General features: G+C 70.1%; 16 protein-coding genes. 11 read left to right on the top strand and 5 right to left on the bottom strand.

Annotated features, from left to right (window positions below):
* The first annotated feature begins 58 nt into the window (after positions 1–58).
* The 3 genes from hemA to ACFOM9_RS06950 are packed head-to-tail and all read left to right on the top strand — an operon-like array spanning position 59 to position 2,914.
* The gene (gene hemA, locus ACFOM9_RS06960) at positions 59–1,363 is read left to right on the top strand and encodes a glutamyl-tRNA reductase (protein ID WP_386708089.1); all 1,305 of its coding nucleotides are present in this window, start codon (positions 59–61) and stop codon (positions 1,361–1,363) included.
* Positions 1,341–2,426 carry a peptide chain release factor 1 gene (gene prfA / locus ACFOM9_RS06955; protein ID WP_386708168.1) on the top strand — a complete coding sequence of 362 codons (1,086 nt, stop codon included), beginning with the start codon at positions 1,341–1,343 and terminating at the stop codon, positions 2,424–2,426. The genes hemA and prfA overlap by 23 nt, the downstream gene beginning before the upstream one ends.
* A gap of 14 nt (positions 2,427–2,440) precedes the next feature.
* On the top strand, positions 2,441–2,914 hold the full coding sequence (locus ACFOM9_RS06950) for a GNAT family N-acetyltransferase (RefSeq protein WP_386708165.1): 474 nt from the start codon (positions 2,441–2,443) through the stop codon (positions 2,912–2,914).
* A gap of 41 nt (positions 2,915–2,955) precedes the next feature.
* On the opposite strand, the gene ACFOM9_RS06945 is transcribed toward ACFOM9_RS06950, so the two are convergent.
* On the bottom strand, positions 2,956–3,714 hold the full coding sequence (locus ACFOM9_RS06945; protein WP_386708086.1) for an FMN-dependent NADH-azoreductase: 759 nt from the start codon (positions 3,712–3,714) through the stop codon (positions 2,956–2,958).
* Positions 3,715–3,776: 62 nt separating this feature from the next.
* Between ACFOM9_RS06945 and ACFOM9_RS06940 the strand changes: the two genes are divergently transcribed.
* From ACFOM9_RS06940 to ACFOM9_RS06920, 5 genes are all read left to right on the top strand, one after another.
* A complete protein-coding gene (locus tag ACFOM9_RS06940) occupies positions 3,777–4,691 on the top strand; it encodes a LysR substrate-binding domain-containing protein (RefSeq protein WP_386708083.1) in 915 nt (304 codons plus the stop codon).
* A 10-nt stretch (positions 4,692–4,701) separates the two neighbouring features.
* Complete coding sequence (moaB, locus tag ACFOM9_RS06935; protein ID WP_386708080.1) at positions 4,702–5,271, top strand: molybdenum cofactor biosynthesis protein B; 570 nt, start codon at positions 4,702–4,704, stop codon at positions 5,269–5,271.
* A 2-nt stretch (positions 5,272–5,273) separates the two neighbouring features.
* Positions 5,274–5,615, top strand: coding sequence for a helix-turn-helix domain-containing protein (locus ACFOM9_RS06930; protein WP_386708077.1), 342 nt, complete (start codon positions 5,274–5,276; stop codon positions 5,613–5,615).
* Positions 5,616–5,787: 172 nt separating this feature from the next.
* A complete protein-coding gene (ppk2, locus tag ACFOM9_RS06925; protein WP_386708074.1) occupies positions 5,788–6,564 on the top strand; it encodes a polyphosphate kinase 2 in 777 nt (258 codons plus the stop codon).
* Positions 6,561–7,016, top strand: a complete 456-nt coding sequence (locus ACFOM9_RS06920) for a hypothetical protein (RefSeq protein WP_386708071.1) — start codon at positions 6,561–6,563, stop codon at positions 7,014–7,016. The genes ppk2 and ACFOM9_RS06920 overlap by 4 nt, the downstream gene beginning before the upstream one ends.
* Positions 7,017–7,046: 30 nt before the next feature.
* On the opposite strand, the gene ACFOM9_RS06915 is transcribed toward ACFOM9_RS06920, so the two are convergent.
* Genes ACFOM9_RS06915 through ACFOM9_RS06905 form a run of 3 tightly spaced genes read right to left on the bottom strand, consistent with a single transcriptional unit; the run spans position 7,047 to position 9,218 of the window.
* A complete protein-coding gene (locus ACFOM9_RS06915; protein WP_386708068.1) occupies positions 7,047–7,319 on the bottom strand; it encodes an acylphosphatase in 273 nt (90 codons plus the stop codon).
* Between the two features lie 4 nt (positions 7,320–7,323).
* The gene (locus tag ACFOM9_RS06910) at positions 7,324–7,947 is read right to left on the bottom strand and encodes a TlpA family protein disulfide reductase (protein ID WP_386708066.1); all 624 of its coding nucleotides are present in this window, start codon (positions 7,945–7,947) and stop codon (positions 7,324–7,326) included.
* Positions 7,944–9,218, bottom strand: a complete 1,275-nt coding sequence (locus ACFOM9_RS06905; protein ID WP_386708063.1) for a YihY family inner membrane protein — start codon at positions 9,216–9,218, stop codon at positions 7,944–7,946. Before ACFOM9_RS06905 ends, ACFOM9_RS06910 begins: the two co-directional genes overlap by 4 nt.
* A 206-nt stretch (positions 9,219–9,424) precedes the next feature.
* On the opposite strand from ACFOM9_RS06905, the gene wrbA reads away from it, so the two are divergent.
* The 3 genes from wrbA (at position 9,425) to ACFOM9_RS06890 (ending at position 10,947) form a co-directional block, all read left to right on the top strand.
* Positions 9,425–10,015, top strand: a complete 591-nt coding sequence (wrbA, locus tag ACFOM9_RS06900) for an NAD(P)H:quinone oxidoreductase (protein WP_386708060.1) — start codon at positions 9,425–9,427, stop codon at positions 10,013–10,015.
* Positions 10,012–10,356, top strand: a complete 345-nt coding sequence (locus ACFOM9_RS06895) for a DUF2069 domain-containing protein (protein ID WP_386708057.1) — start codon at positions 10,012–10,014, stop codon at positions 10,354–10,356. Before wrbA ends, ACFOM9_RS06895 begins: the two co-directional genes overlap by 4 nt.
* A 105-nt stretch (positions 10,357–10,461) precedes the next feature.
* Positions 10,462–10,947: an asparaginase domain-containing protein gene (locus tag ACFOM9_RS06890; protein WP_386708055.1), complete on the top strand. Its 486-nt coding sequence runs from the start codon at positions 10,462–10,464 to the stop codon at positions 10,945–10,947.
* A gap of 106 nt (positions 10,948–11,053) precedes the next feature.
* On the opposite strand, the gene ACFOM9_RS06885 is transcribed toward ACFOM9_RS06890, so the two are convergent.
* Complete coding sequence (locus ACFOM9_RS06885) at positions 11,054–12,316, bottom strand: M20/M25/M40 family metallo-hydrolase (RefSeq protein ID WP_386708052.1); 1,263 nt, start codon at positions 12,314–12,316, stop codon at positions 11,054–11,056.
* Positions 12,317–12,334 lie beyond the last annotated feature (18 nt).

The following is a 12,334-nucleotide window of genomic DNA, read 5'->3' as shown; positions in this document are numbered from 1 at the left end:
GCAAGCGCCTGAATGCAGGAGCGTCCAACCGCCTCCTCATCCGTGCAGCCCGCCCTCCATGAGCCTGTTCGCACTCGGCGTCAACCACCAGACCGCCCCGGTCGCATTGCGCGAGCGCGTCGCCTTCAACGACGACGCCGTCGTGCCGGCGCTGGCGGCCCTGCGCGCGCTGCCGCAGGTGCGCGAGGTGGCGTTGCTGTCCACCTGCAACCGGACCGAGCTGTACGCGGTGACCGACGACGACGGCGCCGCGCTGGTCGAGTGGCTGGCCACGCACCCTTCCGCGAATGCCGCCGGGCCGGGCCCCGCAGAGGCGCTGCACGCCTATCTGTATCGTCACCAGGACGGCGACGCGGTGCGGCACCTGTTCCGCGTCGCCACCGGGCTGGATTCGCTGGTGCTTGGCGAACCGCAGATCCTTGGCCAGGTCAAGCACGCCTGGGCCACCGCGCGCACCGCGGGTACCCTGGGCGGACAGCTCGACCGCCTGTTCCAGCACGCCTTCGTCACCGCCAAGCGCGCGCGCACCGAAACCCGCATCGGCAACAGCCCGGTGTCGGTGGCGTCGGTGGCGGTGCGGCTGGCGCAGGAATCGTTCGCGCAGCCGTCGGATTCGACCGTGCTCCTGATCGGCGCCGGCGAGACCATCGAACTGGCCGCGCGCCACCTCGCCCAGGCGAAGGTGAAGCAGCTGCTGGTCGCCAACCGGACCTACGCGCACGCGCAGGACCTGGCCATGCGTCACGGCGGCGTGGCGCTGCCGCTGGACGAGCTCGACCGCCACCTGTTCCTCGCCGACATCGTGTTCTCGGCCACGGCCAGCCGCACGCCGATCCTGTCGAAGGCGCAGGTCGCCGCGGCGCTGGCGGCGCGCCGGCACCGGCCGATGCTGCTGCTCGACCTCGCGGTGCCGCGGGACATCGCCCCGGACGTCGCCACGCTCAAGGATGCGTTCCTGTACACGGTCGACGACCTCGAGCGCGCGGTGGAAGACAACCGCCAGGGCCGCCGCGAGGCCGCGGAGGCCGCGGAGGCCATCGTCGACCTGCAGGTCGCCCGCTACGTCGAGGTGCTGGCCGCCGGCACCCGCAACGCACCGCTCAAGCGCCTGCGCGCACATGGCGAAAGCACGCGCGTCGAGGTGCTGGCGCGTGCCAGGCAGCAGCTCGCCGCGGGCCAGTCGCCCGAGGCGGTGCTCGATTTCCTCGCCCACACCCTCACCAACCGCCTGCTGCACGCGCCCACCGTGGCGCTGCGCGAAGCCGCGATCAGCGGCGACACTGAACTGATGCGCGCCGTCGACCGGCTCATGCACGGTGCGGGCGCCGACAAGGACGATGATGCTGCCGACCCTGCGCCGTAAGCTCGAGGCCCTGGCCGAACGACGCGACGAACTCGAACGCCTGCTCGCCGATCCCGGCGTCGCCGCCGACCAGGATCGTTTCCGGGCCTTTTCCCGCGAGTTCTCCCAGCTCGAACCGGTGGCCGCGGCGCTCGCCGAGGAACGCCGCGCGCGGGACGACCTCGCCGCCGCGCAGGCGATGCAGGCGGACCCCGAGCTGCGCGAACTCGCCGACGACGAAATCGAAGCCGCCAACGCGCGCCTGGCCGAACTCGACGACACGCTGATGGCGCTGCTGGTGCCGCGCGACGCACGCGACGAAGGCGACCTGTACCTCGAGATCCGCGCCGGCACCGGCGGCGACGAGGCCGCGATCTTCGCCGGCGACCTGCTGCGCATGTACACCCGTTACGCCGAGCGCCAGGGCTGGCGGATCGAGGTCGAGACGGCAAGTACCGGCGAGCACGGCGGCTTCCGCGAGGTCATCGCCCGCGTCGAGGGCCGTGGCGCCTACGCGCACCTGAAGTTCGAGTCCGGCACCCACCGCGTGCAGCGCGTGCCGGAAACCGAATCGCAGGGACGCATCCATACGTCGGCGGCGACCGTGGCGATCATCCCGATCGAGGAGGACGGCGCGCCGATCGAGATCAATCCCGCCGATCTCAAGGTCGACACTTTCCGTTCGTCCGGCGCCGGCGGCCAGCACGTCAACAAGACCGAATCGGCGATCCGCATCACCCACGTGCCCAGCGGCCTGGTGGTCGAGTCGCAGACCGAGCGCTCGCAGCACGCCAACCGCGACAAGGCGATGAAGCGGCTCAAGGCAATGCTGGTCGACGCCGAGGCCGCCCGGCAGGCCGCCGCCACTGCGCAGAGCCGCAAGCTGCAGGTCGGCAGCGGCGACCGCAGCCAGCGCATCCGCACCTACAACTATCCGCAGGGCCGCATCACCGACCACCGCGTCGACGGCCTGACCCTGTACGACCTGCCCAACGTGCTCGAAGGCGCCCTGGACCCGCTGGTCGAGCGCCTGTCGCGCGAACACCAGGCCGACGAACTCGCACGGCTGACCCAGGAGGCATGACCATGGACGCCCCGATGGGCACCACGGTTTCCCGCGCCGGCCCGGCCGACCTCGACGCGCTGGCGATGCTGTTCGATGCCTACCGCCAGTTCTACGGCCAGGCGCCGGACGTGCCGCGCGCGCGCCAATGGCTGCGCGAACGGCTGCGCTTCGGCGAATCGGTGGTGCTGGTCGCCCGGCGAGGCGGCACGGTGGCCGGCTTCGTCCAGCTCTATCCGATGTTTTCCTCGGTGCGGACGGCGCGGACCTGGATCCTCAACGACCTCTACGTGGATGCCGGCGCGCGCCGCCGCGGCGTGGCCCACCGGTTGCTCGATGCCGCCGCGGCGTTCGCACGCGAAGACGGGGCGGCGGGCATCAGCCTCGAGACCACCCGCGACAACGTCGCGGCGCGGGCCCTGTACTCCCACGCCGGCTGGCATGAAGACGCCACCCAGTGGTATTCGCTGTCCCTGGCCGACCCCACGGACACCGGGTCCGCGACGTAGCGCTCGCGGCGCTGACGCCGGCCATGCCGGCCGGCGGGACTTCAGGCGGCGATCGAATCGGTCGCCACGGCAACGGCGAGACGGTCGACGAGGCGGTCGACCGACGCTTCGGCATCCGCCAGCGAACGCGTCAGCCGCTCGCCGCCGAACTCGTCGTATTCGGCGGCCACCGCGTGCATGCGGGTGATGCCGATGTAGCCGAACGCGGTGCGGATCGATGGCTCGACGTGGTTCATGGCCTCGATCCGTCCGCCGGGCGCGTAGCCATGATCGCCGCGCGACCCGAGCACCACCAGTTGCTTGCCCATGTCCGCGAGCAGCGGCCAATACGGATCGCCGGCGCGGGTCCGGTCGAAGCCGAACGTCCGCCCGACCCGCACGATGTTGTCGATCCACGCCTTGAAGCCGGAGGGCACCCCGAAGTTGTACATCGGCACCCCCGCGACGATGAGATCGGCTTCAAGCAGCTCGTCCACCAGTCGGTCGCTCTGCGCGAGCACCTCCCGCATCCAGGGCTCGCGGCGTTCGGCGGGCGTGAACGCGGCATGGATCCAGTCGCCCGTCACCGGCGCCGGCGGCGCCAGCCCGATATCCCGATAGACGACCGGATCGCCAGGCCGCAGCGCTCGCCAGCGCGAGACGAAGCGCGCCGACAGGCGGCGTGTGTGGGAGCCGTGGGGGCGTTCGTCCGAGCGACCGGGCCGGGCGCTGGCATCGAGATGTAGCAGCCGAAACATTGGGATATCCTCCTGGACGGGCATATTTTCTTTGGCCATCCGACGGCCATGCCCCATGTTCATGGCGAAGCCTAAGCGCGACAAACGATGATTCTTCAGCCCTTCAGCGAATAAATTTTGCGCCGATGCCCTCCCGGAAACTGCCGCCGCTGACCCAGCTGCGCGCCTTCGAAGCCGCAGCCCGCCACCGCAGCTTCAAGCGGGCCGCGCTGGAGCTGTCGGTCACCCCGGCGGCGATCAGCCACCAGGTGCGCGAACTCGAATCGTCGATCGGCCTGCTCCTGTTCGAACGCCGCACCCGGGAAGTCGTGCCGACCGCGGCCGCGCTGCGTCTTCATCCGGTCCTGCGCGACGGGTTCGATGCATTCGCGGCGGCCCTGCACGCGCTCGCACCGGCCGCGAGCCAGACGGTCACCCTGTCGACAACGCCGGCCTTCGCCAGCCAGTGGCTGTTGCCGCGCCTGCCGGAGCTGCAGCGCCTGCATCCACGGATCGAACTGCGCCTGCACGCGAGCGACCGCGCCGTCGACCTGGCCGTGGACGACGTCGACCTCGCGCTGCGCTACGGCGACGGACCGTTCCCCGACCATGAAGCGCTGCGTTTCGCCGATGACAGGCTGCTGCCGGTCGCCAGCCCGGCACTGGGGCTGCGCGCGCCCGCGGAACTGGCCGGCCACCGGCTGATCCACTTCGAGTGGCGGCGCGATGCCGGGGACCGCCCCACCTGGCGGACCTGGATGCGGGGGGCCGGAATGGAGCATGCGGATGTCTCGCACGGCCTGCGCTTCAGCGAGGTGGCCCACGCGATCCAGGCAGCGGTGGCCGGACAGGGCGTCGCGCTGCTCAACGAGGTGCTGGTCGCCGATGCGCTCGCACTCGGCGTGCTGGTCGCGCCGTTCGGCCCGCAGCTCGAGGCGCCCGGCTGGACCCTGCTGCGCCAGCGCCATCGGCGCCCCGGCGTGGCGCAGCAGGCGGTCTGGGACTGGCTCGCCGGCCTTCGCGGCGTGGCGCCGTCCGAACGCGACGCGGCGATGGCGTAGGCTTCGCGCCATGACTGCGAACAACTCATTCATCCCGCTGTCGCTGTGCGTGCTCACCGTCTCCGACTCGCGCACGCTGGCCGAGGACAGTTCCGGCGACCAGCTCGTCGCGGCGCTGGAGGCAGAGGGACATCGGCTGCACGAGCGCGCGCTGCTGCCCGACGACCGCTACCGCCTGCGCGCCGTGGTGTCGCGCTGGATCGCCGAGGACGCCATCGATGGCGTGCTGGTCACCGGCGGCACCGGCTTCACCGGTCGCGATTCCACGCCCGAGGCGCTGCTGCCGCTGCTCGACAAGCAGATGCCCGGCTTCGGCGAGCTGTTCCGGGCGATCAGTTTCGAGGAAATCGGGACGTCGTCGCTGCAGTCGCGCGCGTTCGCGGGGTTGGCGAACGGGACGTTCGTGTTCTGCCTGCCCGGGTCGACGTCGGCCTGCCGCACGGCGTGGGACAGGATCATCCGCGCGCAGCTCGACGCCCGCACGCGCCCCTGCAACCTGGCGACGTTGAAGCCGCGCCTGCGGGAAAATCCGCAGGTCGATGCGCGGGCTTCCGGTCCGGAACGGTCCAAGAAGGAGTGAGCATGTCCATCGACCAGACCCTGCGACTGCTGGCCAAGGCGCGCGGCCTGAGCGTGGCCGACATCGCGACCGCGATCCCGCGGGCAGGCGTGGCCACGGTGTCGGCGTGGATGCGCGGCGAGAAGCTGCCCGGCCGCGACCAGCTCGACGCCCTCGCCCGCACTTTCGGCGTTCCCGCCGGTGCGCTGCTGTCGGAGCTCGCCAGCACCCTGGATCCCGCGCGCACGAGAGGCGAGCACGACCTGCTGGCCGCCTATCGCGATCTGGGCACCCGCCAGCAGGGCGCATTGCTGGAAGTCGCCCGGGGCATGGCCGGCCACAAGGCCGCGCGGAAGAATTCCTAGCGGGCCGTGATTCTGGCCGCAGGCACTGGGAGGATCACTGATCGAATATCGTCATGCATTACGCGACGGAAGCGATGAGCCACTGATCGCGGCGCTCCCAACGATGCATCGCGAAGAATCGCCGCGGTCGCCATCGCCCGGCATCGATCCGGCAACTGCCCCAGGAACCCGCATGAAGAAGCTCAAGCGCAAGGCGTACAAGAAGCAGCTCGAACCGATGCAGCTGGAGCTCGTCGCGATGGCGCGCTGGCTCGCGCACGCGGGCAAGCGCATCGTGGTGGTGCTCGAGGGCCGCGACACGGCCGGCAAGGGCGGCGTCATCGAGGCGATCTCCGAACACGTCAACCCGCGACAGTGCCGCGTCGTCGCGCTGCCCAAGCCCAACGACCGCGAGAGCACACAGTGGTACTTCCAGCGCTACGTGCCGCACCTGCCCGCGGCTGGCGAGCTCGTGCTGTTCGATCGCAGCTGGTACAACCGCGCCGGCGTTGAGAAGGTAATGGGCTTCGCCAGCGATGCGCAGGTCGAGGCCTTCCTGCAGCAGGCGCCGGTGTTCGAGAAGCTGCTGGTGGACGACGGCATCGTGCTGTTCAAGTACTGGCTGTGCACCGACCAGGCGCAACAGGAGGAACGCTTCGCCGAGCGCCTGGACGATCCGCTCAAGCGCTGGAAGCTGTCGCCCATCGACCTCACGGCGCGCAGCGCCTATGCCGATTACACCCGCGCGCGCGAAGCGATGCTGAAAGCGACGCATACCGGCCACGCGCCATGGACGCTGGTGGATTTCAACGACCAGAAGCGCGGCCGCCTGACGCTGATCCGCGACCTGCTCGACCGCCTGCCCGACACGCGCACGCCGCCCGCGCAGGTCGAGTTGCCGCCGCTGCCGGGCAGGCCGCGCAAGGAGCGCTACGGCGTGCTCGAACCGATCCCGACATTCGGCGAGTGAGTCGCACGAGCGTGCCGAGGGGCCGCGCGCCGGCGCACGCCTTCGCCTTCGCGCTGCTCGCCGTACTGGCCTGCAGTCGACCAGTGTCCGCGCAGACGCCGCAGACGCAGCCGGCGCGCGGGGAGCCGCCGCAGGAGGCAGTGGAGACGCTGGACGCGCTGCATGTCACCGCGCAGCGACCGCCGACGGCGCAGCAGCGATTGCAGGAACATCTGCAGCGCAACTGGCACCCGCCGCGCAGTGCCGAGCAGTTCGGGTTGGACGGCGGCGTCCCTGCGTGGCTCGGCCAGCAGCTGCTGCGCGGCATGACCGCGACCGCACGCACGCTGCCTGGGTGGAAGCGTCAGATCCAGCCGGCGATCGCGCGCCCGCCTCCGCTCGACGACGAGCAGATGGATCGTTCACAGGCTTGGGAGGCTGCGCCGCCTTCGCACGGCGCGCAGCCGCGCTGAGCGGGTCGGCACGCTCCGCACCCGTCGCGCTCAATCCGTGGTGAAGTCGCCCGCCTCGACCGCGGCGGCGTCGAGTTCCTCGCGATGCACGACCTCCACCCGGGCGTTCGCCGGGCCGACGTGGAGCCACTGCGCCAACGCGTCGATGGCCTCGTCCGTGCCTGCGGCGACCACCTCGACCTGTCCGTCGGGCAGGTTGCGCGCGTGGCCGCACAGTCCGAGCCGTCGCGCCTGCTCGCGGGTACTGGCGCGAAAGAACACGCCCTGCACCTTGCCGCTGACCAGGAAGCGCGCGGCGGCCATGGCGTCAGCCCTTGGCTTGGGCGGCTCCGGGTTCCACGGCAGGACCACCGGCGGCGGCGATCGCACCTTCGATGTCCCTGGCGCTGACCGGGCCGAGGAACTGCTTGGCGACCGTGCCGTCGGGCGCGATCAGGTACGTCATCGGCAGGCCGCGCGGGGTGGCAAAGTCGGCCGGCGGGTTGTAGACGTCGATGATCGCCACCGGGTAGACCACCGGATGCTTGCCAAGGAACGCGCGCAGGTCCTTGGGATCGATGTCCTCGTAGGCCAGACCGATGACTTCGACATGCTGGCGCATGGCGTCGAGCGCCGAGAGCTCCGGCATCTCCTCCAGGCACGGCGCGCACCAGGTGGCCCAGAAATTCACCACCACCCAATTGCCGCGATGTTCGGCCAGGTCGTACGGCTTGTCGTCGATGGTCGTGGTGCGCAGCGTCGGCTTCTCGACCTTGTCGGCGGCGTCGGCCGTCGGCGTCGGCGTTTCCGGCGCCTTGGCGATGCCTGCGGCAGGGACCTGCGTTTTCGCCGCATCCGGCGGCGGCGGCGCCGTAGCGTCATCGGCCGGGCGCTTGCAGGCGGCGAGCATGGCGGCCAGCAGGCACAGGGCGATCAGGCGGCGATGGGTCATGAGGGTTCCCTGGGAAGGTCGTAGAGACTGGAGACGCGGCGCTTGAGCAGGTCGCGCAGCGGAATGCGCAGTTCGTCCAGCGTGCGGATGGCGTTGAGACCCAGCGCGTCGTCCCGGCACGGCAGGTGCGCTTCGCTGATCGGGATGCGCAGGTTGCACGCTTCGTACAGTTCGGCCAGCGACAGGTCGTCGAGGTCGCGGGCCAGCAGCCACTCGCCCGATTCGGCGCGCGTGACCAGGCCGATCTCGCTCAGCTGCGCCAGCATCTGCTGCACCAGGGCGTCGGTGAGCATCGGCTCCATGCCCTGGATCTCGTCGCTGTGCAGGCCCTTGCCGTCCTGGCGCGCGATCGCGAAGCGCCCGAGCATGCGCAGCAGGCCGTAGAGTTCGTGCCCGATCGGCAGCCGCATCGACGCCGGCTGGTAGCGGAAGGCAGATACCGAGGAGGCGAACGAAGCGCCAAGCAGGATCGAGACCCAGCCGAAATAGATCCACAGCAGGAAGATCGGCGCGAAGGCGAGCTTCTGATAGATCTTCTCGTAGGCGCCGAAGCTGCCCAGATACAGGCCGATGCCCCATTTCACGAACTCCAGCAACAGCACCGCCAGCGCCGCGCCCGCCATGGCATGCCGCCACTGCACGGTGCGATGTGGCACGACGCGGTAGATCGCGGTGAACGCCATCCACTCGATCATCATCGGCGCCAGCTGCAGCATCACGCCTTCGAGCCACTGGCCCGAGGCGGAATTGAAGATGCCGAGCGCGAAGAATCGCGTCGACAGCGCAAGGCTGGCGGTAGCCACCAGGGCGCCCAGGGTCAGCACCGTCCAGTACACGAGGAAGCGGCTGAATTTCGGACGTGCGGTCTTCACCCGCCAGATCTTGTTGAACGTGGCCTCGACGCTGATCAGGGTGATCAACAAAGACGCCACCAGCGCGATCACGCCGACCGCGGTGAGCTTGTCGGTGTTCTGCGAGAAATCGCGCAGGTAGCCCTCGATCGCCCGCGCCGAGCCGGGCACGAAGTTCGAGAAGATGTAGTCGCTGAGCTTGTCGCTCCAGTCGGCGAATGCCGGGAACACTGACAGCACCCCGAACACCACCATCGACAGCGGCACCAGCGCGAACACCATCGTGAACGACAGCGCGCCGGCCGACTCGAACAGGCGGTCGTCGAGGAAGCGGCGCCACAGGAAGCGCAGGAACGTCCCCGACCGCGCGCGGTCGTGCATGCGTTCGCTCCAGCGGTAGAGGGTGTCGAGCGGCTCCATCGGGCGAAGGGTAGCAAAGGCGGTATGCGGGGATCGCGTGCCTGGGCGCCCTCGCCCGCCATCCGGCGCAGCGGGGATGGCGGCTTCGACGAATGGGTCACGCGCTGCGCTCGGTCCTGGCGAGCGCGACCGCTGGCCTGCCACACCATCGCGCAACGCACCCGACCTGCGACAATGCCGCCACTGACTGCACCGCGGCGAATGCCATGCCCGAGATCCTCGTCCTCTACTACAGCCGCGGCGGCTCCGTTGCCAGACTCGCGCGCCACGTCGCGCGCGGTATCGGCGAGGTCGAGGGCATGTCGGCGCGGTTGCGCACGGTGCCGCCGGTCGCGGCGGTGACCCAGGTGGCCGCGCCGCCGGTTCCCGAGGAAGGCGCGCCCTACGTGCAGCCGGCGGACCTGGACGAATGCGCGGGCCTGGTGCTCGGCAGCCCGACCCGCTTCGGCAACATGGCCGCGCCGCTGAAGCACTTCATCGACAGCCTCGGCGCGCAGTGGGCCAGCGGCACGCTGGTCGGCAAGCCGGCGGCGGTGTTCACCTCCACCGCGACCATGCACGGCGGGCAGGAATCGACGCTGCTGTCGATGATGTTGCCGCTGCTCCACCACGGCTGCGTCATCGCGGGCATCCCGTTCACCGAAGGGCCGCTCAACACGACCCGCGGCGGCGGCACGCCCTACGGCGCCAGCCACGTCTCCGGCCTGCAGGACGACCCGCAACCCAGCGACGACGAAGCCCTGCTGGCGCGCGCGCTCGGCCGTCGCGTGGCCGCGATCGCGGCGAAACTCGCATGACCGCGTCCACGAGCTCGCGCGTCGTGCTGGCGGTGGCGCTGTTCGCGCTGTCGGTGCTGTACGCATTCTGGTTCCACGATGACCGGCACCGGCTCGCCGCGCTCCTGGTCTTCGCCCTGCCGCCGCTGCTCGCGCTGGCAGCCGTGCTGCGCGGCGGCGCCACGGCGTCGCGCGGCAGGTTCTGGGCCGGCGTCCTGGCCCTGTTCTGGTTTTCGCACGGCGTGATGGTGGCCTGGAGCCGACCGGCCGACGCCGGCTGGGCCTGGGGCGAGATCGTGCTGGCGCTGGCGGTCATCGTGGCGGCGAACTGGCCCGGCCTGCACGCGAAGTTCCGCAAGTAGAATCGCCCCTGCGCGGCCATGCCGCCGGGACGCGCGACCCACGACGCACATCGCGGCCACGCTCAGGATCGGCTGCAACCACTCTTTGCAATACGGATATCGGATATGGACGAACTTCTCGTCGTCACGACCGGCGGCACCATCGACAAGGTGTATTTCGACGACAAGTCCGACTACCAGGTCGGCGAACCGCAGATCGGACGCATCCTCGAGGAGCTGGGCGTGGCGTTCCGCTTCCGGGTGATCCCGATCATCCGCAAGGATTCGCTGCACATCGACGCCGGCGACCGCGAACTGCTGCGCGCCACGATCGCCGCGCAGCCGGCGCGGCAGGTGCTGGTTACCCACGGCACCGACACCATGGTCGACACCGCGAAGGTGCTCGCCACGATCGCCGACAAGACCATCGTCCTGACCGGCGCGCTGAACCCGGCCCGTTTCCGCGGCTCGGACGCCGAGTTCAACATCGGCTGCGCGGTCGGCGCGGTGCAATCGCTGGCCCCGGGCGTCTACATCGCCATGAACGGCCGCATCTGGGATCCGCTCAGGGTGCGCAAGAACGTCGACGCCAACCGCTTCGAAGCGCTCTGACCGTCCAGGGGTGACCTCGCGGCGCTTTTCCTGCGCCTGCCGCAGCACTGACAGCGCCAGCGAAGCGCCGGTTTTGGACCTACCCCAAAGCCGACGCGCGTCGTCGTCAGCGACGGGCCATCGGCGGCAGCGGGCCGCCGGTGTGCATGGCGCGCGTCTTTGCCGTTTCGCCCAGGAACGCCAGCGCGAATTGCGCGAACTTGACGCTCGGCTGCGCGGTGTCGCCCATCATCGCGAGCGTGTCGCTGGTGGTGTGGATGTACGGGAACGATCCGCCCGGGTCGCCGGCCTCGAACATCATCGCCGCCGGGTATCCGGCATTGGTCCACGACGCGTGGTCGGAACAGCCGTAGCCGCAGGTATAGGTGCCGCGCGTGTGCCCCAGCGGCGCCAGGTAGGCGTCGAAGAGCTGCACGAAGAAGGCCTTCAGGCTGGTGCTGGAATAGTCGGTGACCAGCTTCATGTCCTGCACCGCGCCGGCCCTGTAGTTGGTCATGTCGACCTGCAGCACGGCCACCACGTCGACACCGGCACCGCGGTACGCCTGGGCGATGGCGTTCGATCCCCGCAGCCCCACTTCTTCGGCGGCATACCCCATGAACTTGACCGTGCGCTTTGGCCGCCAGCCGCTGGCGAGCGCGATCCGCAGGGTCTCGGTCAGCACGGCGATGCCCGAGGCGTCGTCGTCGGCGCCGGGTGCGGACTGGACCGGGCTGCCACCGCCGTTGCCGTTGATCGAATCCAGGTGCGCGCCCAGCACCACCACTTCATCGGGCAGCGTGGTGCCGGCGATGGTCAGCACGACCGAGGGCTGCGTGGAGCAGGCGGCGCAGGCGGTGAACAATTCCGTGGTCACGTCGCTGCGCCCGGCCGCCATCGACGCCCAGGTGTCGCGGATCCACTCGGCGGATTCCCTACCCGTCGCGCTGGCGAAGTAGCGGTTCTGATAGCTCGACAGGTGGGCGATGGTGTCGCGGATGCGCGATTCGCGCACCTGCGGCAGCCAGTGAACCACCGTTGGCTGGTTGTCCAGCGCGTAGCTGGCCTGGGTCGCGGCGATCGCCGCGGTCGAACGATCCGAGCGCAGGAACGCCTCGGCTTTCTCGCGCGTATCGAACGCGAAAAACCCGCCGCAGCGCTGCTCGATGCGATGCACGAGGCCCGCGGCTTCCTCCAGCCGGGCCGCGTCGACTTCCGAAACGACCAGGTCGGTGCCGGTCGCATCGCGATGCGCCCGGCGTGGACGGGCGAGACCGGAAAGGCCACGGAATGTCTCACGCGAACTGACCAGGAAAACCTTGCGAGGTGATCCCGGCACGGTCGCCACCGGGACGGGCGCAATGGTCGACACCCGATCGTGCTGCTCCATTGCCCCGGTGCTCCGCGC

The sequence above is a fragment of the Luteimonas notoginsengisoli genome (genome assembly GCF_042648885.1).
Classification (GTDB): Bacteria; Pseudomonadota; Gammaproteobacteria; order Xanthomonadales; family Xanthomonadaceae; genus Luteimonas; species Luteimonas notoginsengisoli.
The sequence above is the reverse complement of the archived record's forward strand: the minus strand, read 5'-3'. Positions and strand labels throughout refer to the sequence as shown.

Excerpts from the sequence above, each read along its gene's own strand:
- hemA (WP_386708089.1), top strand. The coding sequence starts at position 59 with ATGAGCCTGTTCGCACTCGGCGTCAACCACCAGACCGCCCCGGTCGCA.
- prfA (WP_386708168.1), top strand. The coding sequence starts at position 1,341 with ATGCTGCCGACCCTGCGCCGTAAGCTCGAGGCCCTGGCCGAACGACGC.
- ACFOM9_RS06950 (WP_386708165.1), top strand. The coding sequence starts at position 2,441 with ATGGGCACCACGGTTTCCCGCGCCGGCCCGGCCGACCTCGACGCGCTG.
- ACFOM9_RS06945 (WP_386708086.1), bottom strand. The coding sequence starts at position 3,714 with ATGAACATGGGGCATGGCCGTCGGATGGCCAAAGAAAATATGCCCGTC.
- ACFOM9_RS06940 (WP_386708083.1), top strand. The coding sequence starts at position 3,777 with ATGCCCTCCCGGAAACTGCCGCCGCTGACCCAGCTGCGCGCCTTCGAA.
- moaB (WP_386708080.1), top strand. The coding sequence starts at position 4,702 with ATGACTGCGAACAACTCATTCATCCCGCTGTCGCTGTGCGTGCTCACC.
- ACFOM9_RS06930 (WP_386708077.1), top strand. The coding sequence starts at position 5,274 with ATGTCCATCGACCAGACCCTGCGACTGCTGGCCAAGGCGCGCGGCCTG.
- ppk2 (WP_386708074.1), top strand. The coding sequence starts at position 5,788 with ATGAAGAAGCTCAAGCGCAAGGCGTACAAGAAGCAGCTCGAACCGATG.
- ACFOM9_RS06915 (WP_386708068.1), bottom strand. The coding sequence starts at position 7,319 with ATGGCCGCCGCGCGCTTCCTGGTCAGCGGCAAGGTGCAGGGCGTGTTC.
- ACFOM9_RS06910 (WP_386708066.1), bottom strand. The coding sequence starts at position 7,947 with ATGACCCATCGCCGCCTGATCGCCCTGTGCCTGCTGGCCGCCATGCTC.
- ACFOM9_RS06905 (WP_386708063.1), bottom strand. The coding sequence starts at position 9,218 with ATGGAGCCGCTCGACACCCTCTACCGCTGGAGCGAACGCATGCACGAC.
- wrbA (WP_386708060.1), top strand. The coding sequence starts at position 9,425 with ATGCCCGAGATCCTCGTCCTCTACTACAGCCGCGGCGGCTCCGTTGCC.
- ACFOM9_RS06895 (WP_386708057.1), top strand. The coding sequence starts at position 10,012 with ATGACCGCGTCCACGAGCTCGCGCGTCGTGCTGGCGGTGGCGCTGTTC.
- ACFOM9_RS06890 (WP_386708055.1), top strand. The coding sequence starts at position 10,462 with ATGGACGAACTTCTCGTCGTCACGACCGGCGGCACCATCGACAAGGTG.
- ACFOM9_RS06885 (WP_386708052.1), bottom strand. The coding sequence starts at position 12,316 with ATGGAGCAGCACGATCGGGTGTCGACCATTGCGCCCGTCCCGGTGGCG.